Origin of the sequence: Streptomyces griseorubiginosus (assembly GCF_036345115.1) — a bacterium.
Taxonomy (GTDB): Bacteria; Actinomycetota; Actinomycetes; order Streptomycetales; family Streptomycetaceae; genus Streptomyces; species Streptomyces griseorubiginosus_C.
In genome coordinates this window covers 5964266-5986455 of the sequence record NZ_CP107766.1, presented here as the reverse complement: position 1 = coordinate 5986455, position 22190 = coordinate 5964266, and the positions used below count along the sequence as shown (strand labels likewise).

The window sequence follows — 22190 nt, the reverse complement described above, 5'->3', positions numbered from 1 at the left end:
TGTCGCGCCCACGCGGCGGAGCCGCAAATCGATACAGCCCCGCGCCCCTAGCCGGCCGAAGCTTGCGCCAGTTTCAAGGCGTAGGTTGGCCACCATTGGCCTGCCTTCGGGCCGCCTTTGCACTCGCCGTCCGACTCTCCCGGGCGCTTGACCCACAAGTACGCGTCCACCAGCGGGTCCGCCGTCTTGATCGTCGGGGTTTCTCCCAACGCCCTGCCGGGCGGGTTGCACCAACGCTCGTTCTCGTCGCCGCCCTTGTAGGGGCCGTTGCCGTTGCGGCTGGTGTCGATGACGAAGTGTTTGTTGCCCACCTTTGAGGAGAGCTGCTTGCCGTAGGCGATGGAGTCCTCGGTGGAGTAGAAGTTGGAGACGTTCACCGAGAAGCCGTCGGCCTTGGCGATGCCCGCCCATTTGAGGGGCTCGTAGATCTGGTCGGGGTGACCCCAGCCCGCGTTGCCCGCGTCCAGGTAGACCTTCGTGTTCTTCAGGGACTTGAGCTTCTCGACGGCGCCGCTGAGGAGGTCGTAGCGCTCCTCGTGGAACTCGTCCTGGGTGCAGCCGTCGACCAGGTGCAGTACGGCGTCCGGTTCGAGGATCACCGTCGCCGCGCGGTCGCCGATGCCCGCGGCCACGCCGTCGATCCAGGCCCGGTACGCGTTGCCGTCGGCGGCGCCGCCCTGGGAGTACTGGCCGCAGTCGCGGTGCGGGATGTTGTAGAGGACCAGCAGGGCCGTACGGCCCGCCTTGTCGGCGGCCTCGGTGAAGCCGCGGGCCTCCTGCTCGGGTTTCTCCACACCGATCCACTCACCGGTGGGCTGCTGGGCGATCTTGCGGATCTGCTGGGCCTCGGCGTCCTTGCCGCTCTTCTCGTACGCCGCGACCTGCCGGGCCGCGTTGCCGTCCGGGTTGACCCAGAACGGGTCGGCCTCCTTGGGCTGCTGGGTGATCCCCGCACCGGCCTTGTCGCCTTCGTCCCCCTTGTCCCCGCCGTCCGACGTGGAACACGCGGCGAGCAACAGTGCCGCCCCCAGCACCGCCGCACCAGCCCCTGCGCGGGTCGCCGTCCTGGCCCCCCTGCTGACGTACATCCAATTCCCCCCTGGGTGCACCGTGGCAAGTCTCAATCGTGACACACCGGTCGCGCCGCCCACGAGGTCGCCGGAGCCTTGTCCAGGAGCTGTTACAGCCCTGAAGGTCGGGGTAGGTGCGCGCCCGAACGGGGGCGCTCGTCGATGAAGGGGAGTGCTCAGCGATGCGGTACGCCACCAGGGAGATCCGGCTGGCCTCGGCACTGGTGGAGGCGGCCGACACCCTCGTCGAGGGCTTCGAGGCGATGCGCTACTTACAACGGCTCTCCGATCACTGCGTGGAGTTGCTGAACGCGCGGGCGGCGGGGGTGATGCTGATCGACGGGGGCCGGTCGGTGTCGCTGGCCGCGAGCAGCCGGCACGAGCGGATGGCGCTGGACCTGCTGGAGGCGCAGCACGGCGGCGGACCCTGTCTGGAGAGCTACGGCTCCGGCCGGCCCGTACCGCCGGTGTCCATCCGGGTCGCCCACGCGGCGGCCCGCTGGCCCGACTTCACCGAACGGGCGCTCCGGCACGACATCGTGACGACCTTCGCGGTCCCGCTGCGCCGCCGTGAACACCTGCTGGGCGCGCTCAACGTGTTCGGTCCGACACTGACCGGGGACACCGCCCCGGCCGCCGACCCCGCCCCCGAACTCCAGGTCGCGCAGGCGCTCGCCGACGCCGCCGCGCTCGGCCTGCAGAACCGCCGTGCCTACACCCAGTACCGCACGCTGTCCGGGCAGTTGCAGGAGGCGCTGTCGAGCCGGGTCCGCATCGAGCAGGCCAAGGGGATGCTCGCGGAGCGCTGGGGGGTGCGCGCCGACCACGCGTTCGTGGCGCTGCGGCAGTACGCGCGGCGGCGCCGGCTCGCCCTGGACCAGGTGGCGAGCACGGTCATCGAGGGTGCCGCGGACGACGCCGAACTGCGCCGCGAGATCGACGAAGACTCCGCGGGACCCGCCTGAAACCCGGGGCCACCAGGGCGTATGACGGAGCGCCACGAGGACGGGGCCGGGCGTCGGACGACCTCTAGGCCCGGACGCTCATCCGTTCTAGAGTCTTCCCATAGGTGTACGGCCCCAGCCCCTGGCCGCAGTCAGCACCGACCGTGCCTCCCAGGCCTCCCGCGCCGTCGCCGGGTTACTCCCGCAGCCCGAGCGCGCGCGGTCGAGGACCAGCCCGGTCGGCGACTTCGGGGGGAGCGGGTCGCCGACCGGGCCAGGTGGCGCGCCCGCGGGGCTTACGGCTAGGTGCCGGTCGGAATCGCAGACTTCAGGGCCCGGTGCCGGTCAGGTACGCCGAGACGATCACGTTCGCCGTGTAGCTGCGGCTGGTCCGGTCGAAGGTGCCGCCGCAGGTGATCAGGCGCAGTTCGGCGCGGCCGGACTCGCGGGGGCCGTAGGCCCGGTGGGCGTCGAAGTCGTCCCGGGTGAGGACCTGGACGTCGTCGACGGTGAACTCGGCGACCCGGCCGTCGTCGCGGACCACCCGGACCGTCTCGCCCGGCTTGAGGGCGCTGATCTTGTAGAAGACCGCGGGCCGGGTCTCGGTGTCGACGTGCCCCACCATCAGGGCGGTCCCGGCGGCCCCCGGTTTCGCGCCGGCCGCGTACCAGCCGACGACGCCGGGCTGGTCGAAGGGCGGCGGGTCGAGGGCGCCCCGTGGGTCCAGTCCGCGGGCCACCACCGGCGCCTGCACGCCGAGGTCCGGGATGTCCAGGCGCTGGGGCCGCGCCCCCTTCAGGGGCTTCGCGGCGGGCGGCAGGTCGACGGACCCGGGCGGGCGGCCGACGGCGGCCACGTCACCGGTGGTCGGCGCGGACAGGCCGTGCCGTACGTCGGTCACCTCGCGCCCCCACAGCCACAGTCCGAGCAGCAGCACCGCCCAGGCCACGACGGTCAGCAGCCGGCCGGACCCGGAGCCGCGGTCCCGCCCGGGGTCGTCGCCCTGGTCCGCGAAGCGGTCGGAGAGTCGGTCGGACATCGCCGGTCAGTCCGTCCCGCGGCTCCGGCGGGTGCTCCGCAGCACGACGGCCACCGCGGCGACCCCGGCGAGCACCAGTCCGGTCACCGCGTGCCCGGTGCCGGGGCCGGTGGCGCGGGGCTGCATGGCGGAGAGGTGGGTGGCGCTCCAGCCGCCGCCCGCGTCGACGGGGGCGGCGGGGGACGCCGGGGTCGTGGGCGAGGTGGCGGTACCGGATCCCTTCGCCGCTACGACGGTGATGCGGCCCTTCACCTCGAAGTCGACGCAGGTGATCTTCACGTCGTAGCCGCCGGGCTTGATCGAGGAGCGGACCCGGGTCTCGCCGGCGAGGCTGCCGCCGGACCCCGTCAGCCGGGCGTCGGCGACGAACGCGGCCGAGGCGGCAATCGCCGTCTTCCCCGCGCAGCCCTTCACCCGCAGGGTGAGGTCGGCGCCGGGGGCGGGGGTCGAGGGGGTGACCGAGACGCTGCCGCCGTCCGCCGCCCGGGCGACCGGGGTGAGGGCGACAACGGCCAGCGCCGTGCCACAGAGAGTGAGACGTAGGGAACCCATCGTGAACCTCCAGATGTCTGGAGCGTCCCGCGGGGCAGGCGGCCCCGCATCCCGGGGTGGCCGGTCACTGCTCCGGATGGGGGACGGCGGGCGCCTCGGAGCAGGGAAAACAGGGGATCCGGGACCGTGCGGGAGTGACCGGGGGCTGAGACGCCGGAGCACGCTCATTGCCGTCGCGGGGCGGCTGCATAGCATGGTCATCTCACCCGTTCACCGCACGCAGGAGTCCGCACCCATGACAGAGCGCAAGCCCATCGAATCGTGGCTCACCGACATGGACGGGGTGCTGATGCACGAGGGCATCCCGGTGCCGGGCGCGGACGCCTTCATCAAGAAGCTGCGGGACTCGGGGCGGCCGTTCCTGGTGCTGACGAACAACTCGATCTACACCGCGCGTGATCTGCACGCCCGGCTGAACCGGATCGGCCTCGACGTGCCGGCGGAGAACATCTGGACCTCCGCGCTGGCCACCGCCAGCTTCCTGGACAACCAGCACCCGGGCGGGACCGCCTATGTGATCGGGGAGGCGGGCCTGACCACGGCCCTGCACGACACCGGGTACGTGCTCACGGATTCCGACCCCGACTTCGTGATCCTCGGTGAGACCCGGACGTACTCCTTCGAGGCCCTGACCAAGGCGATCCGGCTGATCAACAACGGGGCCCGGTTCATCGCCACCAACCCCGACAACACCGGTCCCTCCCCCGAGGGCGCGCTTCCGGCGACCGGGTCCGTGGCCGCGCTGATCACCAAGGCGACCGGCAAGGAGCCGTACTTCATCGGCAAGCCCAACCCGCTGATGATGCGGACCGCGCTGAACACCATCGGCGCGCACTCGGAGACCAGCGCCATGATCGGCGACCGGATGGACACGGACGTCCTGGCCGGTCTGGAGGCGGGCATGGAGACCTTCCTCGTCCTCACCGGGCTGACGGGCAAGGGCGACATCGACCGCTATCCGTACCGGCCGACGAAGGTCGTGGACTCCATCGCGGACCTGGTGGACCGCGTCTGACCGCGGAGGCGGTCCTCACCGGCGTCTGCGGGTCAGCAGGATCGCGCCGCCGGTGACCAGGAGGACCGCCGTGGCGGCGAGGGCGATGCCGGTGAGCGAGCCGAGGCCGGTGCGGGCGAGCTCGTCGGCGAAGGGGAGGGAGGCGTCGCCGGTTCCGGTGCCGGGGTCCTGGGCGTGGCCCGGTTCGCTCTCGACGCCGAAGCGGTAGTCGTTCGACTGTCCCACCCAGTCGCCGTCGTCGTCGTGGCGCTGGACGACGGCCGCGTTGACGGTGACGGCGTTGGGGGCGGTGTCCGCCGTGAGGGCCAGGCGGACCCGCACGGTGAGGGTCTTGCCGGCCGCGACGGTGAAGCCGGGGAAACCGTCGTCGAAGGCGCCCACGAGTTCGTCGGCGTCGGTCTTCTCGAAGCGGACGGGGTGGGCGCGCTCGCCGTCGTAGAACTCCAGGTGGGGCTGGGCGGGTTCGAGGGTGCGGTGGTCGTCGACGAGGACGACCACGGGGTGGATGTCCGTCCGGGTGCGGGCGGTGGTGTTGGTGAGGTCCAGATACCAGGTGCCGAAGCCGCCACCGGCCACGTAGGTGTCGGGACCGCCGTGGACACGGGTGGTGATCGGGAAGTCGTCCCGGTCGGAGCCGGGGTCCGCGTGCGCGGGAGAGGCGGGCAGGAGGAGGGCGGCTGCCGCCGCGAGACCGACGGGGGCGGGAGTGGACAGTCGCATGAACACATGACCATGTCGGACGGGGCCGCCCGTGCGCGGCGCCATTCCGGTGGTGCCCTCTAACGGTCCCGGGAGACCGCCCGATCGGCCGACCCTCGCCGTCAGGCGTCCGCCCTGCCGAAGAGGGGGGCGAGGACCAGCTGGGCCGCTCCCTCGGCGATGTCCCCGGGCGCGGTCCGTACGGGGACCGCCGGCCCGCCCGCGCGCCGGGCGCGCTCGTCGAGGACGGCTCCGACGCCTCGTAGGAACGCGTCCGGGTCGGTGGCGACGGTACGACCGCCCAGCAGGACCAGGTCGATGTCGAGCAGGGCGACGAGGTTGCCGGCCGCGATCCCGAGGACCCGGGCCACTTCGGAGAGGTCGCCGCGGGCCACGGCGGCCAGGCAGAGCGCCTCGACACAGCCGCGGTCACCGCAGTCGCAGGGCGGTCCGTCGAGGTGGACGACCTGGTGCCCGAACTCCCCGGCCCCGGTACGGGCGCCGCGCCGCACGGTTCCGTCGATGACGAGCCCGGCGCCCAGCCCGGTACCGAGGTGCAGGTAGGCGAACGAGCCGCGCTCCCCGGCGACGGCCAGCCCGAGCGCCGCCGCGTTGGTGTCCTTGTCGACCACGACGGGCACCCCGAGCCGCCCCCGGAGCGCGTCCCGCAGCGGGAACCCGTCCCACTCCGGAAACCCGGTGACCCGATGCAACACGCCCCGCGCGTGATCGAGGGGGCCGGGGAGGGCTACACCGAGCCCGAGAACCCCGACCGACAGGCCGGGCTTCTCGGTCCCGAGCCCGGCCGCAGCGGCGCGACCGGAGACACCGGGCCCGGATGCGGCGGCCTGATCGGAGACACCGGTCCCGGACACGGCGGCCTGATCGGAGACACCGGGCCCGGATGCGGCGGCCTGATCGGTGGCACCGGGCCCGGGCCCGCCGGTACCCGCCTCCACACCGGCCGACGCCGTCTCAGCGCCCCCCGGCCCCCTGCCCACCAGCGCCGCCACCTCCCCCGCGACCGCCGTCACCACCGCCTCCGCCCCCGCGCCCAGGTCCAGCGGCACGGACCGCTCCCCCACCACCGTGCCCGCGAGGTTCACCAGCACCAGCCTCAGCGCGTCCCGGTCCAGGTGGGCGCCCACCGCGTGGCCCGCCTCCGGTACCAGGCGCAGTACGGTCCGCGGCTTGCCGCCCGTCGACGCCCGGCGGCCCGCCTCGGCGGCGAGGCCCTCGTCCCGGAGCCGGCCGGTGATCTTGCTGACGGCCTGCGGGGTCAGCCCGGTGCGCTCGGCGAGCTCCAGCCGGCTGATCCCCTCGGCACCCGCCCGCCGCAGCAGATCCAGCACGAGCGCGGTGTTGTGGCTGCGCAGAACCGGCAGATTGACGCCCCCGTCCACACCCCGCAAGCCCCCGCCGCCCACCGCACCCGACCTCTCACCGCTGACCGTGTTCACGCCGCCCATTGTCCTCACCGCTTGCACTTTGGCAACAGCGTTGCCAAAGTGGGTCTCATGACTGCTGCTGACCTCCGCGTGGGCCTCGTCGGGTACGGCCTCGCGGGCTCCGTCTTCCACGCCCCGCTGATCGCCGCCACCGAGGGCCTGACCCTCGACACGGTGGTCACCTCGAACCCCGAGCGGCAGGAACAGGCCCGCGCCGAGTTCCCGGACGTCCGTACCGTCGCCGACACCGACGAGCTCTTCGCACGCGCCGCCGACCTGGACCTGATCGTCGTCGCGTCGCCCAACAAGACGCACGTCCCGCTCGCCGGCACCGCCCTGAGGGCCGGCCTGCCCGTCGTGGTCGACAAGCCGATCGCCGGCACGGCCGCCGAGGCTCGCGAGCTCGCCGCCCTCGCCGAGGAGCGCGGTCTGCTGCTCTCCGTCTTCCAGAACCGCCGCTGGGACAACGACTTCCTGACCCTGCGCAAGCTGCTCGACGAGGGCGAACTCGGCGAGGTATGGCGCTTCGAGTCCCGCTTCGAGCGCTGGCGGCCGCAGCCGAAGGGCGGCTGGCGCGAGTCCGGCGACCCCGCAGAGATCGGAGGTCTGCTCTACGACCTCGGCAGCCATGTCGTCGACCAGGCCCTGACCCTCTTCGGCCCCGCCGCCTCGGTGTACGCCGAGACGGACATCCGCCGCCCGGGCGCCTCGATCGACGACGACACGTTCCTCGCGATCACCCACGCGAGCGGCGTCCGCTCCCACCTCTACGTCTCCGCCACCACCACCCAACTCGGCCCCCGTTTCCGGGTCCTGGGCTCGAAGGCGGGCTATGTGAAGTACGGCCTCGACCCGCAGGAGGCCGCCCTCAGGGAGGGCGCGCGGCCCGGCACGCCGGCCGAATGGGGCCGTGAGCCCGAGTCGCTGTGGGGCCGGCTCGGTGCCGGTGAGTCCCCCGTGACCGGCGGCGGCAGCCCCGTCCCCACCCTGCCCGGCGACTACCCCGCTTACTATGCGGCCGTGGCCAGGGCCCTTTCCGAGGGCGGCACCAACCCGGTGACCGCGCTGGAGGCGGCCGCCGCCCTCGACGTACTGGAGGCGGCACGCCGTTCGGCCCGCGACGGAGTGGCGGTGGAGCTGTGACGCACAACACCGAGCTGACCCCGAAGTTCCACCCGGAACTCACCCCGCCCCTGGAAGAGCTGGAGGCGCAGGAACGCCGCCTGGTCTTCCGGCAGTTCACCTACGAGGACGCGTGGGCGCTGGGCTCCCTGCTGGTCGGCATGGCCCGGGAGCGGCAGGCGCCGGTGGCCATCGACATCCACCGCGGCGGCCAGCAGCTCTTCCACGCGGCCCTGCCGGGCTCCACCCCGGACAACGACGCCTGGATCGACCGCAAGCGCCGGGTCGTGGAGCGCTACGGCTCCGCCTCCTACCTGGTCGGCGCCCGCTTCCGCGCCAAGGGCAGCAGCTTCGAGGAGTCCTCGCGCCTCGACCCCGACACGTACGCGGCCCACGGCGGCTCCTTCCCCGTCACGGTCGAGGGCGTGGGCGTCGTCGGCACGGTGACGGTGTCGGGGCTGCCCCAACTCCAGGACCACCGGTTCGTCGTGGAGGCGCTGGAACAGTTCCTGGGTCAGGGCGACTGACGGGAAGATCCGGACGCCCCCTCCGGTTGGCACCCGTGCAGCGGTATGTCGACCGGAGGGACCCCTGTGAGCCACCTGAAGCAATCCGTCGGACGGTACGGCATCTGGAACGGCGGCGGCCTGCGCTCCGAGGAGCCGGAACGCCGAGGCGAACTCGCTGAGACGGCGGCCGAGTTGGAGGAGCTGGGCTTCGGCGCCCTCTGGCTCGGCGGCAGCAGCGCCACCCACCACGCCGTCCCGCTGGTCGAGGCGACCTCCCGGATCGTGGTCGGCACCAGCATCCAGAGCATCTGGCAGTACGACGCCGGGACCGCCGCGGCCGCGTACGCCGAGCTCGACAAGGCCCACCCCGGGCGCTTCGCCCTGGGCCTCGGCGTCAGCCACGCCAAGTTCGCCGAGCAGTACCGGCGCCCGTACTCCGCCCTGGTGGACTACCTGGACGCCCTCGACGCGGCAGGGGGCCCGGCGGAGGGCCGTCTCCTGGCGGCGCTGGGCCCGAAGACCATCGAGCTCGCCCGGGACCGCGCGGCCGGTTCGATCCCGTACCTGATCAGCGCGGAGCAGACGGCGAAGTCCCGTGAACTCCTGGGCGAGGGGCCCCTGTTGGCCCCGGAGCTGAAGGTGGTCCTGGAGTCCGACCCCACGAGGGCCCGCACCCTGGCCCGCGACTACCTCGCCATATACCTGGGCCTGCCCAACTACACCAACAACTTCCTCCGCAACGGCTTCACGGAGGACGACCTGAAGGACGGCGGCAGCGACCGTCTGGTCGACGCGGTGTACGCCTGGGGCACGGAGGAGCGGATCCGCGCCCGCATCGACGAGTACCTCGCCGCGGGCGCGGACCACGTGGCCCTCCAGGTGGTGGACGGAGGCCCGCGCTACGACCTCCCGAGGGAGGCCTGGCGCAGGCTGGCGGCACTACTGAGGTGAAAGGGTCGCCCTAGGCGTTCTTGAACTCCTGGCGCTGACGCCCGAGTCCGGAGATCTCCAGCTCCACCACATCTCCCGCCCGCAAGTACGGCTTGGGCTCGGGCTCACCCAGCGCGACCCCCGCCGGCGTACCGGTGTTGATGACGTCACCGGGGTACAGGGTCATGAAGTGGCTGACGTACCGCACCACTTCACCCACGGGGAAGATCTGCTCGGCGGTCGTCCCGTCCTGCTTCAGCTCCCCGTTGACCCACAGCTTCAGCGAGAGGTCCTGGGGATCGCCCGCCTCGTCCGCTGTCACCAGCCACGGCCCGAGGGGGTTGAACGTCTCGCAGTTCTTCCCCTTGTCCCACGTCCCGCCGCGCTCGATCTGGAACTCCCGCTCGGACACGTCGTGCGACACCGCGTACCCGGCGACATGGGCGAGCCCCTCCTCGGCGGACTCCAGATACCGGGCCGTACGCCCGATGACGACCGCCAGCTCGACCTCCCAGTCGGTCTTCTCGGACTTCCGCGGCACGAGGACCGTGTCGTACGGGCCCACCACCGTGTCCGCGGCCTTGAAGAAGATCACCGGCTCGGCGGGCGGCTCGGCCCCGGTCTCGCGGGCGTGGTCGTGGTAGTTGAGCCCGATGCAGACGATCTTGCCGATGCGTGCGAGCGGCGGCCCGACCCGCAGCCCGGTCGCGTCGAGCACCGGCAGGTCCCCGGACTCCGCGGCCGCGCGGACCCGGCCGAGTGCAGCGTCGTCGGCGAGCAGCGTCCCGTCGATGTCGTCCACGACACCGGTCAGGTCCCGCAGCACCCCGTCGGCGTCCAGCAGGGCGGGCGTCTCCGATCCCGGCGTTCCGACTCGCAGCAGCTTCATGGTCACTTTCTCCCTCGATCGCGGGGCGCCCTCCGACGGGTGCAGCCATCGGATGACTGGTCGATCCTCCAAGGTCACCGTCCGCTCCGCAATACCCGGTTCACGGACTGGACCGTCACCGCGCCGGTCAGCGGTAGAGGACGGCCCTCTCGACCGCGGCCCACGTCGAGCTGGTCACCACGTACAGCGCGGCGGCGAGCGGCACCACCGCCACGGTGAACAGGGTGAGGAAGGACATGTACGGCATGAACCTGCCCACCGCGCCGGCACCGGGCACCGGCTGGCCGTCCGTCACCGGAAGGACCGGGTTCGCGGCCATCATCCGCTTGGTACGGCGGTAGTTGAAGGTCGCCACCAGGATCACGAACGTGAACAGGCAGACGTACACGAGCCCCGCTCCCCCGAACATCCCGCCGTCCCCGAGCGCGTCCGCCCAGCGCCCGCCGAGCGGTGCGGCGAACAGTTCGTGGCCCAGCAGGGCGTTGGCCCGGCCGCCGATCGTGGTGTTGGAGAAGAGGTGGTACAGCAGGAAGAAGGCGGGCATCTGGAGCAGGCCGGGCAGACAGCCGGAGAGCGGGGAGACCTTCTCCTCCGCGTGCAGTGCCATCACCGCCTTCTGGAGCTTCTCGGGGCTGTCCTTGTGCTTCTTCCGCAGCTCGGCGATCTTCGGCTGGAGCCTGGTGCGGGCCTTCTGGCCGCGGGCGGCGGCGCGGGACAGGGGGTGCACGAGCAGTCGTACGAAAGCGGTGAACAGGACGATCGCGGCGGCGGCCGCGGTGGCGCCGAAGAGGGGGTGGAGCAGGTCGGCCAGATGTTGCACAAGATCAGCGAAGACAGACATGGGTGAGCCCTCCGGGGGTCTCGTCGTGCCGGTGGTGGTGAGGGCGGCATGACGACCCGCGCGGGGCGCACTGCTACAGAGGTGCGGCCCTACGCGGTGGTCGTCCGGAGGGCGTGACCGGGGGCTCGGGGGCGGGGGCGGCCCTTGGCGTCGGGGTCGCGCTGCGGGAGGAAGGCCGTACGGCGGTCCCGGTCGCGGATGGCCGTACGGACCCGGGTGGGCGGCACGGCGGGCGCGCAGCGCGAGGCGAGCAGCGAGCAGGCGGCGAAGGCGGACCCGGCCGCGGCGGTCGCGGCGAGCGCCACGGCGGCGGAGAGGCTGCCGGTGTCGAGCAGGACGACGTCGAGGACGAGGAGCAGCAGCACGGCGGCGGGACGCACCGACGTCCAGCTGCGGCGCATGGCCACTCCCTCTCTCCCGGAGCCGACGAATCCTCCTCCGGTTATACCTGATCGACCACGAGGGGCTGCAAGAGCCTCTTCGGCTTGCGCAGGGCCCTGCTGACCGGGTTCGGGGGGTCGGGGTCGAGGTCCGGACCGGGGCGCATGAGGACGTCCTCGACCGGTACGACGGTGGCGCAGGCGGGGCATTCGCCGTAGGAGCCGAGTTCGGTGCCGCAGTCGGCGTGCTGGAAGACGAGGAGCACGCTGCCGTCGTGGTGCTCGCGGCCCCAGCGGCTGAGGGCGCGCAGGGTCGGCCACAGGGCGGCGCCGCGGTCGGTGATCACGTACTCGTCGCGGGGCGGGGACTCCTGGTACCGGCGCTTTTCGAGGATGCCCTCCTCGGTGAGCATCTGGAGGCGGGCGGCGAGGACCGCGCGCGGGATGCCGAGGTGGACCAGGAAGTCGTTGTAGCGCCGGACGCCGTAGAGGGCGTCGCGGACGACGAGCAGGGTCCAGCGCTCGCCGACGATCTCCAGCGCGCGGGCGATCGAGCATTCCTGTGTCGCGTAGTCCTTGCCCAGTGCCATGGCGCCCACTGTAACCATTTTCCCGCCATGGGTTCAATGACCGAACTAACTCTGCTACGGTCGTCCGCATGCCAAGGTTCAATGAACGAACTCTCGCTGAGGTGAAGCGGCCGACGACCACCCCCGAGTCGTCGGCGCGCCCCCGCGCCACCCTCGCCCTGACCAGCGCCGCCACCGCCGTGGCCCTGATGACGTACACCGCGCCGATGGTCACGCTCCCCGACGTCGCCGCCGACCTGCACACCCCGCTCTCCGCCCAGGCCTGGCTCCTGAACGGCACCCCGCTCGGCCTCGCCGCCCTCCTCCTGGTCGCCGGCAGCCTCGCCGACGACTACGGCCGCCGCCGGATCTTCGTCGCGGGCACCCTGGCACTCGGCCTGACCACCGCCCTCGGCGCGCTGACCTCCTCCACCTGGCTGTTCACCCTGGCCCGGATCGCCCAGGGCGCGGCCAGCGCGGCCCTCCTGGCGAGCAGCCTGGGCCTGATCGTCCACGCGTTCCCCTCACCGAGAGGCCGCCTGCACGCCACCGGCGTCTGGGGCGCGTTCGTGAGCGGCGGCATCGCGGTCGGCCCGCTGCTGAGCGGCGCGCTGCCGAGCTGGAGAGTGTCGTACGGCGTTCTCGGCGCCGCCGCCGTGCTCGTGGCCGCCCTGTCCGCACGCCTGCTGTCGGAGTCCCGGGCCCCGCGCGGCGGGCGCCCCGACCTCCCGGGCGCCGTGACCTTCGGGCTCGCCCTGGTCGCCCTGGTGGCGGCGCTGACGCTGGGCCGGGACGGCTGGCTCCGGGCGCCCGTGGCCCTGTTGTTGCTGGCGTCCGTCGCCCTGCTGGCCCTGTTCGCCGCGGTTGAGCGGCGCTCGGCGACCCCGATGATCGACCTGGGCCTGCTCCGCCACCGCCGTTTCCTCGCCTCCTCCTCCGGCGGCCTGTTCACGGGGTTCGCGGTGATCGGCCTGTTCAGCTTCCTGCCGGCCCTCCTCCAGCAGACCCTCGGCATGAGCGCGATGCACACGGCCTGGCTCTTCCTCCTGTGGTCCGGCCTGTCCTTCGCGGTCGCCCTCCAGGTCAGGCGCCTCGCGGGCCGGGTGCCGCCGCGGTGGCAACTCGCCCTCGGCTTCCTGCTGCACGCGGCCGGCGTCCTGACCATGCTGGGCTCGCTCGACGCGGGATCCTGGGTACGGCTGCTGCCGGGTCTGCTGATCGCCGGCGTGGGCAGCGGCCTGCTGAACGCGGCGCTCCCGCTGCTCGCGGTGGAGTCCGTCCCGGCGGCCCGGGCGGCGATGGGCTCGGGCGCCCAGCAGACCTTCCGCTACATCGGCTCCTGCGCCGGAGTCGCCCTGACGATCGCCATCGCCACGTCGTCGGGCAGCGGCCTGGCCCACGGCGCGGACCTGGCGATGCTGGTCTCGGCGGGGCTGGCGCTGGTGGCGGCGGCGAGCGTGGTGGCGCTGCGGGAGCGGTGAGCGGCACCGCAGGTCGGTTTCCGCTCAACGCGGCCGCGTCGAGACCAGCTTGCCCCACACCACGAGCCGGTACCGGGACGTGTACTCCGGAGTGCAGGTGGTAAGGGTGATGAAGCGACCGGGCGCGGTGTAGCCGTAGGCGGGACGGACCGTCGAACGCGGGATCGCGCGGATCACTCCCGAGTCGCGAGCCGAGGTCTGGCGCAGGGTCCGGTCCACGGCGTACGTGTAGACCGCGCTCCGGGTCTCCACCTCGACGGTGTCCCCGGGCGCGAGGCGGTTGACGTACCGGAAGGGCTCGCCGTGGGTGTTGCGGTGCCCGGCGAGCGCGAAGTTGCCGACCTGGCCCGGCTGTCCGGTGCCGGGGTAGTGACCGACGTACCCCTTGTTGAGCACGCTCTCCTTGCCGACGCCCTCGGCGACGGGGACGCGGAGGTGGAGGCGGGGGACGGTGAGGATGGCGTAGGCCTGGGACCAAGTGGGCCGCGTGGGCCTGGAGTTGGTGGTGCGCCGGGGTTTCGTGGCGGAGGGTGTGCCGCCGTCCTGCGTGGACGTGGTGGTGCCGTCGCCGCCCGGGTCCTGTCCCTGACCCGCGCTCCGGCCGTCGCCCTGGCCCTCACCCCACTCCCGCTCCAGCGCCTCGACCTGGTGCCGGGCGCCCTCCCGGGCCTGCCGGTTGGTCCACCACAGCTGGTGGACGACGAGGAGCAGCAGGACGACCCCGACGGTCACCAGGACCTCGCCGCCGGTCCACAGGGCGCGGCGGCGCCGGGCGCGCCGGCGCCGGATGCCGTGGTGCACGATGCGGGACCGCATGCGGCCGCACGATAGGGGCGGCGCCCTCAAGTCACCAGGGCCAGGCACCCACCACACACCCACGGACCCCGCACGTCCGAGATACCGAACTTCCTCCACTGGTTTTAGAAAGGGATGTCAGAACTCTCGACAACCCCACTGGCCACAGCCGATGCTTCGTCGTGGCAAGAACGGGACGGGCCACGACGCAGGCGGGACGCCGCGTCGCCCCTCGGAGTTCGGAGTGGCAATGATCCGACGCAGAACGCTGCTGACAGCCGCAGGAGGCACCCTCCTCGGCAGCGCACTGGCCACCGGCACCGCTCGCGCGGACGCCACGATCGCGGTCAGCCCGGGGACGTCGTACGGCACCTGGGAGGGCTGGGGCACGTCGCTGGCCTGGTGGGCCAACGTGTTCGGCGCGCGGGACGACTTCGCCGACATCTTCTTCACCACCAAGTCGACCACCTACAACGGCACTTCGCTGCCCGGCCTCGGCCTCAACATCGCCCGCTACAACCTGGGCGCGTGCAGCTGGAACACGGTGGGCGGCGAGTCGATGGTCGCGTCGGCGAACATCCCCGCCTTCAAGCAGATCGAGGGCTACTGGCAGGACTGGAACAACGAGGACCCGACCTCCTCGGCCTGGAAGTGGACGGCGGACGCCAACCAGCGGGCGATGCTGGTCAAGGCCACGTCACGCGGGGCCACTTCGGAGCTGTTCGCCAACTCCCCCATGTGGTGGATGTGCCAGAACCACAACCCCTCCGGCGCCTCCGGCGGCGGCAACAACCTCCAGACGTGGAACTACCGCCAGCACGCCTCCCACCTCGCCTCGGTGGCCCTCTACGCCAAGAACAACTGGGGCGTGAACTTCTCGACGGTCGACGCCTTCAACGAGCCCTCCTCGTCCTGGTGGACGGCGACCGGCACGCAGGAGGGCTGCCACATGGACGCGACGGTCCAGTCGGCCGTACTGCCGTACCTGCGCAGCGAGTTGAACAACCGAGGCCTGACCGGTGTGAAGATCTCGGCCTCGGACGAGACGAGCTACGACCTCGCCCGCACCACCTGGAACTCCTTCAGCTCGACCACGAAGGGGTACGTCAACCAGGTCAACGTGCACGGCTACCAGGGCGCGGACGGCCGCAGGGACCTGCTCTACACGGACGTGGTGACCACGGCAGGCAAGAAGCTCTGGAACTCCGAGACCGGCGACGGCGACGGCACCGGTTACACCACGGCCTTCAACCTCCTCTACGACTTCCGCTGGCTGCACCCCACGGCGTGGGTGTACTGGCAGGTCATGGACCCGACGGCGGGCTGGGGAGTGATCAAGTACGACGGCAGCACCCTCCAGGCCGGCGCGATCGAGACGAAGTACTACGTGCTGGCCCAGTTCAGCCGGCACATCCGCCCCGGCATGAAGATCCTCGACACGGGTGTGAGCAACGCGGTCGCGGCCTACGACTCCTCGGCCAAGCGCCTGGTCATCGTGGCCCTGAACACCTCGACCTCGGCCCAGACCCTGACCTTCGACCTGTCCCGCTTCACCACGGTGACCGGCGGCTCGGGCGGCCTGGTCCCGCGCTGGAACACGGTGACGACGGGAGGCGACAAGTACACGTCGTACTCGAACACCTTCCTGAGCGGGAAGTCGGTGGCGGTGCCGTTCGCGGCGAAGGCGGTGCAGACGCTGCAGATCGACGGCGTGACGATCTGAGTCCGCGGTGCGGGCCGGGGACTGGCGGTTTTCACCAACCGGCCCCTGGCCTGCACCTCTCTCTCCTTTGTCACTGATCGGCAGTACGGTGTCCCCCATGCGCCCCGACACGCCTGCCGAGAACGTCGACCACAACGCCGAAGCGGCACGCCTGGAGCGGACCGCCGACCGGTACCCCGAGGACGCCGAGGCCCTGCTCGTGCAGGCCGCGGCCCATCTGGAACTGGCCGGCGACCGCCCCGCCGCGTCCTCCCTCTACGACCGCCTGCTGGCCGCGCAGGACGGCCTGGAGAACCCGTATCTCGTCCGCGCCCTGAAGGCCGCGAACCTCTGGGAGTACGGCCATGAGGCCGAGGCCCGCGCGATCATCGAGGGCGTCCGCGTGGCGGCTCCCCGGGACCCGGCGCCCTGGGTGATCGTGGCGGAGGCCCTGGAGTCCCACGACGAGCTGGAGCAGGCGCAGGAAACGTTCACGGAGGGCGCGAGGGTCCTCCTGACGGACGTGGCGGAGCCGCCGTACTCCACGCATCCTCTGTTGTTCGGCCGTCACCGCGTCCGCAGGATGCTCGGCCTGGCCCACGACGAGTGGGACACCCTGGCGGACACCCTCCACTCCTCCCCGGTGTCCCTGGACGAACTGCACGACCCGAAGCGCGTCTGGTCCCTCGGCTCGGACAACCCGGCGGAGCTGGAGGCGGAGATCAGCCGCCTGCGCGCCGAACTCGGCACGTACCGGGAGGCGTTGTCGCGTCCGTTCCCGGTGGCGGTCCTGCACTGGCCGGCATCCGAACTCTCGGAGCTCCTGACGGCGTACCCCTCGCTGGAGTCGGAGTACCCCTCCCACGAGGACCACCTGGCGACCATAGAGGCCTCCCTGCGCGAACTCTCCACGTCCGGCACCCCGAACCTGGGCATCGTCTCGGGCACGGTCCCGTCGTACGAGGCGTTCGCGGCGTCGGAGGGTTCGTCCCCCGCGGACACGGCCCTGCTCCCCCAGTACGCGACGACACTGGCGGCCCGGGGCCGCGCGGTGGAGTGGCCGCCGCAGCGGGGGACGGCGTGCTGGTGCGGGTCGGGGCGGGTTTATGGGGAGTGCCACGGGGAGTGAGCGACGGCGGGACGCGTAACGGGGTGGTCGGCAACTGAGCGACCGCTCTCGATTCATGTGCATCTGAGCGACCGCTCTCGATCCACGCCTCGTCGCGTCTCGCCGAACCGATGAGTTCACTCGCGGCCTGAGGTCTTCCTTGTGACGTCACGAAGACGTCACGCAGGAGAGAGGGAGACCCGGATGAGGAATCCGATTCGGCTGTACATGTCGATGTCGCTGGACGGCTACATCGCGGGCCCGGACGACCGACCGGGCCAGGAGCTGGGACGCGACGGTGGCCGGCTGTTCAACTGGCTCGACGACCGGGAGTCCGACGGCCCGAGCGGCCAGGTGTACCGCGAGGCACTGGCGACGGGCGCGCTGATCTCGGGCCGCAGGACCTTCGAACTCGCCAAGCGCTGGCACGGCGACCACCACGACGGCGTGCCGATCCTCGTCCTCACCCACCAGGTGGTGGACGGGGACGTACCCCCCGGCCACGCGCGCTTCGTCACCGACGTGGACGACTGCGCCCGTCAGGCCCGGGAGGCCGCCGGGGACCGCCCGGTCATGGTCCACGGCGCGTCGGCGGCCCAGGCACTCCTGCGCGCCGGACACCTGGACGAGATGGAGATCCACCTGATTCCGGTGCTCCTGGGCGAGGGCCGACGTCTGTTCGACGGCCTGGGCAGTGCTCACATCGAACTCGACCTGGTCCGGCGACTCGACGCCCGGGACGTCACGCACCTGCGCTACCGGGTGCGTCACTCCGAGGAGACCGCATGAAAACGCTCTTCGTCTCCTACCGAGTCACCGACCTGAACCGCTCCCTCGCCTTCTACATCGCGCTGGGCTACATCGAACTGGGCAGGATCCAGGCCGGCGACACGACCCACCTCGCAATCCTGAGCTTCCCCGACGAACCGTCCGCCTCCCTCGAACTGGTCCACCGCCCGACCGACGGCCACGTCGAGGTGGGCACGGGTTTCGACCACCTGGCAATCCAGGTGGACACCTTGACCGACACACTGACCCACCTGACCGAGGCAGGCCTGACCCCGGGCCCGATCCAGCACCCGGGCGGCCCCGACGGCCCCAAAACCTCCTGGCTAACGGACCCGGACGGCTACCGAATCGAACTGGTGGAATGGCCCCCCGGCCACGCAGATGGCATCACGGCGGCGGACTTCTCCTGAGCGAGATCACCACAGGCTCAACGTGCCGCCACCCACGCACAACTCACTCCACCCGAGCCTCCAAACCACCGGCCCCCCACCCGCACCCCCTCCGCCGGAAAGCCGCCACCCCAGTCCCCTAGGACGAGACGCGACCGCGCACCCCAGACCCCGGCCAGCCCGACAGCGGACCTCCCCCTGCCACACCTGGGCCACCCATCCCCCGGGCCGCCCGCTCGCTTCTCCCCCGTGCCGGAGCGGACTGGGTCAAGGGTCGGCCTCCGGCCGATCGCCGCAGGCGACGCGACCGCAGGGAGCGCCCTTGACGCAGTCCGCGGAGGCACGACACTGCGAAGAAGCGGGCGGCCAACGCCAACTGCTCAACCCACGGCCGAGTAGTAGCCGTAGCCTGACAACGGGGCGGGGAAGCATGGGGATACAGCGCCGCGCCCTCAACCACCCGGAGAACTGACAGCTCACCCCGCACGGCCCGCGAGCCAGACGCCGATCCGCTCCCTGAACTCGCGGTTGACGTAAGGACTGTCGTTTCCTGCTATCCACTCCAGTCGCCGCAGGACGTTCGCGCAGTGATCCGGACGGCGCACCGCGAGTACGTCGACGCCCATCTCACCCGTCGAGGCACGGATGTACACGCTGCTGTCGAGAGCCATCATGGCGAAGCCCGGATGGCCCGCGTGAACACCGAGGAACGCAGATCCGGCGGCCCGGCCCATGATGTCCCAGTGCTTTAGGAGCCGGACCCGGGTCCAGACAGCCGGTGCCGTGTCACTGCCGCTGTGCTGGTGCCGCAGGGCGGCCCGATGCGACCGGACGCCCTGCGGAAGCTGCACGAGAAACTCACGCCGATGGTCGAACAGACCCGAGGACACAGCGAGGTCGTACCAGTCGGCGTTGAGCCGCCCGACAAGCCGCGGGGTGTCGTACCGGTGGGAGAAACCGCCGACCAGGTCTTCGGCACCGTATCCGAGCACGTACGGCATCACACCATCCGGCACGGCATCCGGAATCACTTCGAGACCGGCCCTCCGTAGCGGCCGGTACACCTTACGATCCCGCTCCCGGGCCCCCACCGACCACTACTCCCGCTGTCCCGCTGCGACCGAACTCAGACGCACTGTTTACCCAAAGGATCTTCACTGACTGCGAACCGCCTCCCTATAGTGCGGGGATCAACAGGCGCGGCCAAGGGGGGACTTGGGCGAACCTTTCAGTTTCCCGTGGGGGGATCCATGCGTATACGCGTTGCGGCCGCCGCCGTTTCCGGTGCCGTCGTCCTGTCCGCGCTTGCTCTTCCGGTGACCGCCCAGGCGGCGGTCGAACGGACGGGTGCGGAGGCGAAGCTCAGCTCCTTCACCTCGAAGTCCGTGCAGCCGAGGGACTCGTTGGGCAACACCAAGTTCTCCCACGCGGTCATCAACGGGGGAAAGGACATCGTCCTCGGCACCACCGGCACGAAGTCCGTCACCGTCACGTACACCGCCACGGACCAGAACGGCGTAGCGCTCACCGAGGCCTTCCTGTGGCAGGGCACGGACAGTTCGACCACGGAAGGCATCACCGGCGGCCTGGGCACGGACGACGACCCCGACTGCACGGAGACGGCGACCCAGGGCACGTACACCTGCAAGGCCGTCTTCAACATCCACCCCGCCACCGACATGAAGGACAACGGCGTGGCCGGAACGTGGAAGCTGTTCCTGGGCGCCTGGGACCTGTACGCGAACGCCAGCTACAACGACGACGTGGCCACCGCCTCGATCAAGAAGGCCTCCACGCTGACCGCCAACGCGACGCCCGAGCCGGTCAAGAAGGGCAAGACCTTCACGGTCACGGGCAAGCTCGCCCGAGCGAACTGGTCGACGGGCAAGTTCGCGGGCTACGTGTCCCAGCCCGTGAAGCTCCAGTTCCGCAAGAAGGGCAGCAACACCTACACCACCCTCAAGACAATCAAGACCAACAGCACCGGCGCCCTGAAAACCACCACCAAGGCCACAACCGACGGCTACTACCGCTACACCTTCACCGGCACCCCCACCACCGCCCCAGCAACGGCGCCGGGCGACTTCGTCGACGTCAGGTAGGTGGTAGGGCAGCCCCGCCCGTCGGCATTCCGGTGCCGGGCCGCCTCAGATCATGGCGCCCGGCATCACACCAGCGGGGGCTGACGGCGACAGGGCAAGAACCGACACTCTGGCCACTCGAGACCCACCCGGAGGAGGCCGTCGCCCTGGTATGGGGCTTCCTCGGCAGCGTGCATGCCCGAGAGTAGGTCTGAGACGCGACGTCACTGCAGGCATTGCGCAGGTCAGAGCGGCGCAAAGTGTGCACCACCCCTTGCTTTGCAAACGTAAAAATGCCTTACCGGAGGGCTCCCGCCCGGAGATGCTGGCCGTTGCGACGGCTTTCGAACGGGGAGTGGGATGGGCGGGCAGTTCGGGGTGGACCCCGAGACGCTGACGGGGCTGGCGGGCAGGTTCGACCGGGAGGCGACCGGACTTGCGGGGCCGATCAGGACGTTCTCGGGGAGCGCGGCCGAGATCGGTGAGGCGTTCGGGCTGCTCGGGATCTGCGACGGGGCGGCGGACAAGTACCGGCAGTTGCTGGACAGCACGGCGAAGGCGCTCGGCCACCTGCCGGACGTACTGAGGAGCGACGCCGACCGACTGCGGCTGAACGCCACCCAGTACGCGAACTCGGACCAGACTGCCCTCGGTTATCTGCATACCGCCGCCAACACCTCGGGCGGCCGTTCGTGAGCGTCAACAGCTGGATCGACGGCAAGGTCCTGGAGATCCTCCAGGCGGCCGGCGTGGAACTCCCGGGCGGCGACGGCGACACGCTCCGCTCCATCGCCCGTTCCTGGGACACCATGGGCACCGAACTGACGGACGTCGTACGGGCCGTGGACTCCGCGATCGCCGGAGTCGACCGGCAGGGCTGGCACGGGGACGCACGGGACGCATTCGAGAGGCACTGGGCCGAGCAGAAGCAGGTCATCCGCCAGATCGCGGACAATTTCCACCAGGTCGCCGACGGCCTGCGGTCCTACGCCGACGAGATCGACGGAATCAACAAGGACATCATCGACATCTGCGTCGAGATCGCCGAGATGGAGATCGCCGGGGTCGCGCTGTCGTTCTTCACCGGGTTCATCTCGGACCTGGTGGCGAATACGGCGGTGGCTGAGCGGGTGGCCAAGGTCGTGGAGCTGGTGCGCCTGTTCTCGGCGGCGGCGGAGAAGGTGGGCGGTCTCCTCGAGAGGTTCACGGGGCTCAGCGCCGAGACCGTAGCCACCTTGGAGCGGGGCCTCGCAACCGCGGCAAGGATCAGCGCGACATTCGCCAAGACGGGGCTGGAGAGCTTCGTGACCAACTTCGCCGCGGACTCGGGAAGCCTGATGCTGAACCAGGCCGTTCACGGGCAGCCGGTGACGGTGGGAGATGACCTCTCAACCGGCTACAGGGCCGCACTCGGTACAGCGGCGTTCACCGCGGTCGCCGGGACCGCGGGAGCCCGTATGTCAGGCCGGGTTGGCGACTTTTTGCGGGGTGACGGCCTTCTCGGCACCACCATTAACGGCGCCGCCGGCAACGTCGCCGGTGGCTACACGGCCGACACGATCGCAGGAGCGGACTCCTCGACGATCGGCCAGGACGCCCTCGCGAACGCCGCTACGGGCGGCATCGGAAACGCCCAGAACCACGGCGTCAACCATGCCCTGGAGCAACACGGGAGCCTCGGTGGAGAACACCTCAGCGACCGGGGGAAACTCGCGGACGGCACCTTCAAGAACACTGTCGGCACCACCCTCAACACAGGCGTCTACGCCGCTGGGTCCGGCATCGAGTCCGACATCCAGGACCTGACGAAGGACGAGTAGGACGAGTGAGCACCCTCA

24 protein-coding genes are annotated in these 22190 nt (G+C 71.2%); 13 read left to right on the top strand and 11 right to left on the bottom strand.

Annotated elements, in window-relative coordinates:
- Nucleotides 1-47: 47 nt before the first annotated feature.
- Nucleotides 48-1088, bottom strand: a complete 1041-nt coding sequence (locus OHN19_RS27180; protein WP_330266700.1) for a glycoside hydrolase family 6 protein — start codon at nt 1086-1088, stop codon at nt 48-50.
- Nucleotides 1089-1252: 164 nt separating this feature from the next.
- On the opposite strand from OHN19_RS27180, the gene OHN19_RS27175 reads away from it, so the two are divergent.
- Complete coding sequence (locus OHN19_RS27175) at nt 1253-2035, top strand: GAF and ANTAR domain-containing protein (protein ID WP_330266699.1); 783 nt, start codon at nt 1253-1255, stop codon at nt 2033-2035.
- A 307-nt stretch (nt 2036-2342) separates the two neighbouring features.
- On the opposite strand, the gene OHN19_RS27170 is transcribed toward OHN19_RS27175, so the two are convergent.
- Nucleotides 2343-3053, bottom strand: a complete 711-nt coding sequence (locus OHN19_RS27170) for a class F sortase (protein WP_330266698.1) — start codon at nt 3051-3053, stop codon at nt 2343-2345.
- A gap of 6 nt (nt 3054-3059) precedes the next feature.
- Nucleotides 3060-3605, bottom strand: coding sequence for a hypothetical protein (locus OHN19_RS27165; RefSeq protein WP_330266697.1), 546 nt, complete (start codon nt 3603-3605; stop codon nt 3060-3062).
- Nucleotides 3606-3840: 235 nt separating this feature from the next.
- Here OHN19_RS27165 and OHN19_RS27160 point away from each other — a divergent pair, with 235 nt between their 5' ends.
- Entirely contained in the window at nt 3841-4620 is a 780-nt protein-coding gene (locus OHN19_RS27160) for an HAD-IIA family hydrolase (protein ID WP_330266696.1), read from the top strand.
- A 15-nt stretch (nt 4621-4635) separates the two neighbouring features.
- On the opposite strand, the gene OHN19_RS27155 is transcribed toward OHN19_RS27160, so the two are convergent.
- Nucleotides 4636-5340 carry a hypothetical protein gene (locus tag OHN19_RS27155; protein ID WP_330266695.1) on the bottom strand — a complete coding sequence of 235 codons (705 nt, stop codon included), beginning with the start codon at nt 5338-5340 and terminating at the stop codon, nt 4636-4638.
- Nucleotides 5341-5441: 101 nt separating this feature from the next.
- The gene (locus tag OHN19_RS27150) at nt 5442-6788 is read right to left on the bottom strand and encodes an ROK family transcriptional regulator (RefSeq protein WP_419249581.1); all 1347 of its coding nucleotides are present in this window, start codon (nt 6786-6788) and stop codon (nt 5442-5444) included.
- Between the two features lie 48 nt (nt 6789-6836).
- Here OHN19_RS27150 and OHN19_RS27145 point away from each other — a divergent pair, with 48 nt between their 5' ends.
- The 3 genes from OHN19_RS27145 (at nt 6837) to OHN19_RS27135 (ending at nt 9349) form a co-directional block, all read left to right on the top strand.
- Nucleotides 6837-7910 (top strand): Gfo/Idh/MocA family oxidoreductase, encoded by a 1074-nt coding sequence (locus OHN19_RS27145; protein ID WP_330266694.1) that lies wholly within the window; start codon nt 6837-6839, stop codon nt 7908-7910.
- On the top strand, nt 7907-8416 hold the full coding sequence (locus OHN19_RS27140) for a heme-degrading domain-containing protein (protein WP_330266693.1): 510 nt from the start codon (nt 7907-7909) through the stop codon (nt 8414-8416). The genes OHN19_RS27145 and OHN19_RS27140 overlap by 4 nt, the downstream gene beginning before the upstream one ends.
- Before the next feature lie 75 nt (nt 8417-8491).
- A complete protein-coding gene (locus tag OHN19_RS27135; protein ID WP_330269722.1) occupies nt 8492-9349 on the top strand; it encodes an LLM class F420-dependent oxidoreductase in 858 nt (285 codons plus the stop codon).
- A 10-nt stretch (nt 9350-9359) separates the two neighbouring features.
- Here the strand turns inward: OHN19_RS27135 and OHN19_RS27130 are convergent, their stop codons facing one another.
- The 4 genes from OHN19_RS27130 to OHN19_RS27115 all read right to left on the bottom strand — a co-directional run bounded on the left by OHN19_RS27130 (nt 9360) and on the right by OHN19_RS27115 (nt 12028).
- The gene (locus OHN19_RS27130; RefSeq protein ID WP_330266692.1) at nt 9360-10217 is read right to left on the bottom strand and encodes a fumarylacetoacetate hydrolase family protein; all 858 of its coding nucleotides are present in this window, start codon (nt 10215-10217) and stop codon (nt 9360-9362) included.
- Between the two features lie 127 nt (nt 10218-10344).
- Complete coding sequence (locus OHN19_RS27125; RefSeq protein ID WP_330266691.1) at nt 10345-11058, bottom strand: YidC/Oxa1 family membrane protein insertase; 714 nt, start codon at nt 11056-11058, stop codon at nt 10345-10347.
- Between the two features lie 89 nt (nt 11059-11147).
- Nucleotides 11148-11459: a DUF6412 domain-containing protein gene (locus OHN19_RS27120; protein ID WP_330266690.1), complete on the bottom strand. Its 312-nt coding sequence runs from the start codon at nt 11457-11459 to the stop codon at nt 11148-11150.
- A gap of 41 nt (nt 11460-11500) precedes the next feature.
- The gene (locus tag OHN19_RS27115) at nt 11501-12028 is read right to left on the bottom strand and encodes a helix-turn-helix domain-containing protein (RefSeq protein WP_330266689.1); all 528 of its coding nucleotides are present in this window, start codon (nt 12026-12028) and stop codon (nt 11501-11503) included.
- Nucleotides 12029-12096: 68 nt separating this feature from the next.
- On the opposite strand from OHN19_RS27115, the gene OHN19_RS27110 reads away from it, so the two are divergent.
- Complete coding sequence (locus OHN19_RS27110; RefSeq protein ID WP_330266688.1) at nt 12097-13488, top strand: MFS transporter; 1392 nt, start codon at nt 12097-12099, stop codon at nt 13486-13488.
- Between the two features lie 24 nt (nt 13489-13512).
- On the opposite strand, the gene OHN19_RS27105 is transcribed toward OHN19_RS27110, so the two are convergent.
- Nucleotides 13513-14304, bottom strand: a complete 792-nt coding sequence (locus tag OHN19_RS27105) for a class E sortase (RefSeq protein WP_330266687.1) — start codon at nt 14302-14304, stop codon at nt 13513-13515.
- A gap of 229 nt (nt 14305-14533) precedes the next feature.
- Between OHN19_RS27105 and OHN19_RS27100 the strand changes: the two genes are divergently transcribed.
- The 4 genes from OHN19_RS27100 (at nt 14534) to OHN19_RS27085 (ending at nt 18292) form a co-directional block, all read left to right on the top strand.
- Complete coding sequence (locus tag OHN19_RS27100; protein WP_330266686.1) at nt 14534-16006, top strand: beta-1,6-galactanase; 1473 nt, start codon at nt 14534-14536, stop codon at nt 16004-16006.
- A 97-nt stretch (nt 16007-16103) separates the two neighbouring features.
- The gene (locus OHN19_RS27095) at nt 16104-17114 is read left to right on the top strand and encodes an SEC-C domain-containing protein (RefSeq protein WP_330266685.1); all 1011 of its coding nucleotides are present in this window, start codon (nt 16104-16106) and stop codon (nt 17112-17114) included.
- Between the two features lie 183 nt (nt 17115-17297).
- A complete protein-coding gene (locus tag OHN19_RS27090; RefSeq protein ID WP_330266684.1) occupies nt 17298-17882 on the top strand; it encodes a dihydrofolate reductase family protein in 585 nt (194 codons plus the stop codon).
- Nucleotides 17879-18292, top strand: coding sequence for a VOC family protein (locus OHN19_RS27085; RefSeq protein ID WP_330266683.1), 414 nt, complete (start codon nt 17879-17881; stop codon nt 18290-18292). Before OHN19_RS27090 ends, OHN19_RS27085 begins: the two co-directional genes overlap by 4 nt.
- A 455-nt stretch (nt 18293-18747) precedes the next feature.
- On the opposite strand, the gene OHN19_RS27080 is transcribed toward OHN19_RS27085, so the two are convergent.
- Complete coding sequence (locus OHN19_RS27080) at nt 18748-19272, bottom strand: hypothetical protein (RefSeq protein ID WP_330266682.1); 525 nt, start codon at nt 19270-19272, stop codon at nt 18748-18750.
- A 249-nt stretch (nt 19273-19521) separates the two neighbouring features.
- Here OHN19_RS27080 and OHN19_RS27075 point away from each other — a divergent pair, with 249 nt between their 5' ends.
- The 3 genes from OHN19_RS27075 (at nt 19522) to OHN19_RS27065 (ending at nt 22172) form a co-directional block, all read left to right on the top strand.
- Nucleotides 19522-20373 (top strand): hypothetical protein, encoded by an 852-nt coding sequence (locus tag OHN19_RS27075; protein ID WP_330266681.1) that lies wholly within the window; start codon nt 19522-19524, stop codon nt 20371-20373.
- A 339-nt stretch (nt 20374-20712) separates the two neighbouring features.
- Entirely contained in the window at nt 20713-21048 is a 336-nt protein-coding gene (locus OHN19_RS27070; protein WP_330266680.1) for a WXG100 family type VII secretion target, read from the top strand.
- Nucleotides 21045-22172, top strand: coding sequence for a WXG100 family type VII secretion target (locus OHN19_RS27065; RefSeq protein ID WP_330266679.1), 1128 nt, complete (start codon nt 21045-21047; stop codon nt 22170-22172). Before OHN19_RS27070 ends, OHN19_RS27065 begins: the two co-directional genes overlap by 4 nt.
- Nucleotides 22173-22190: the final 18 nt, after the last annotated feature.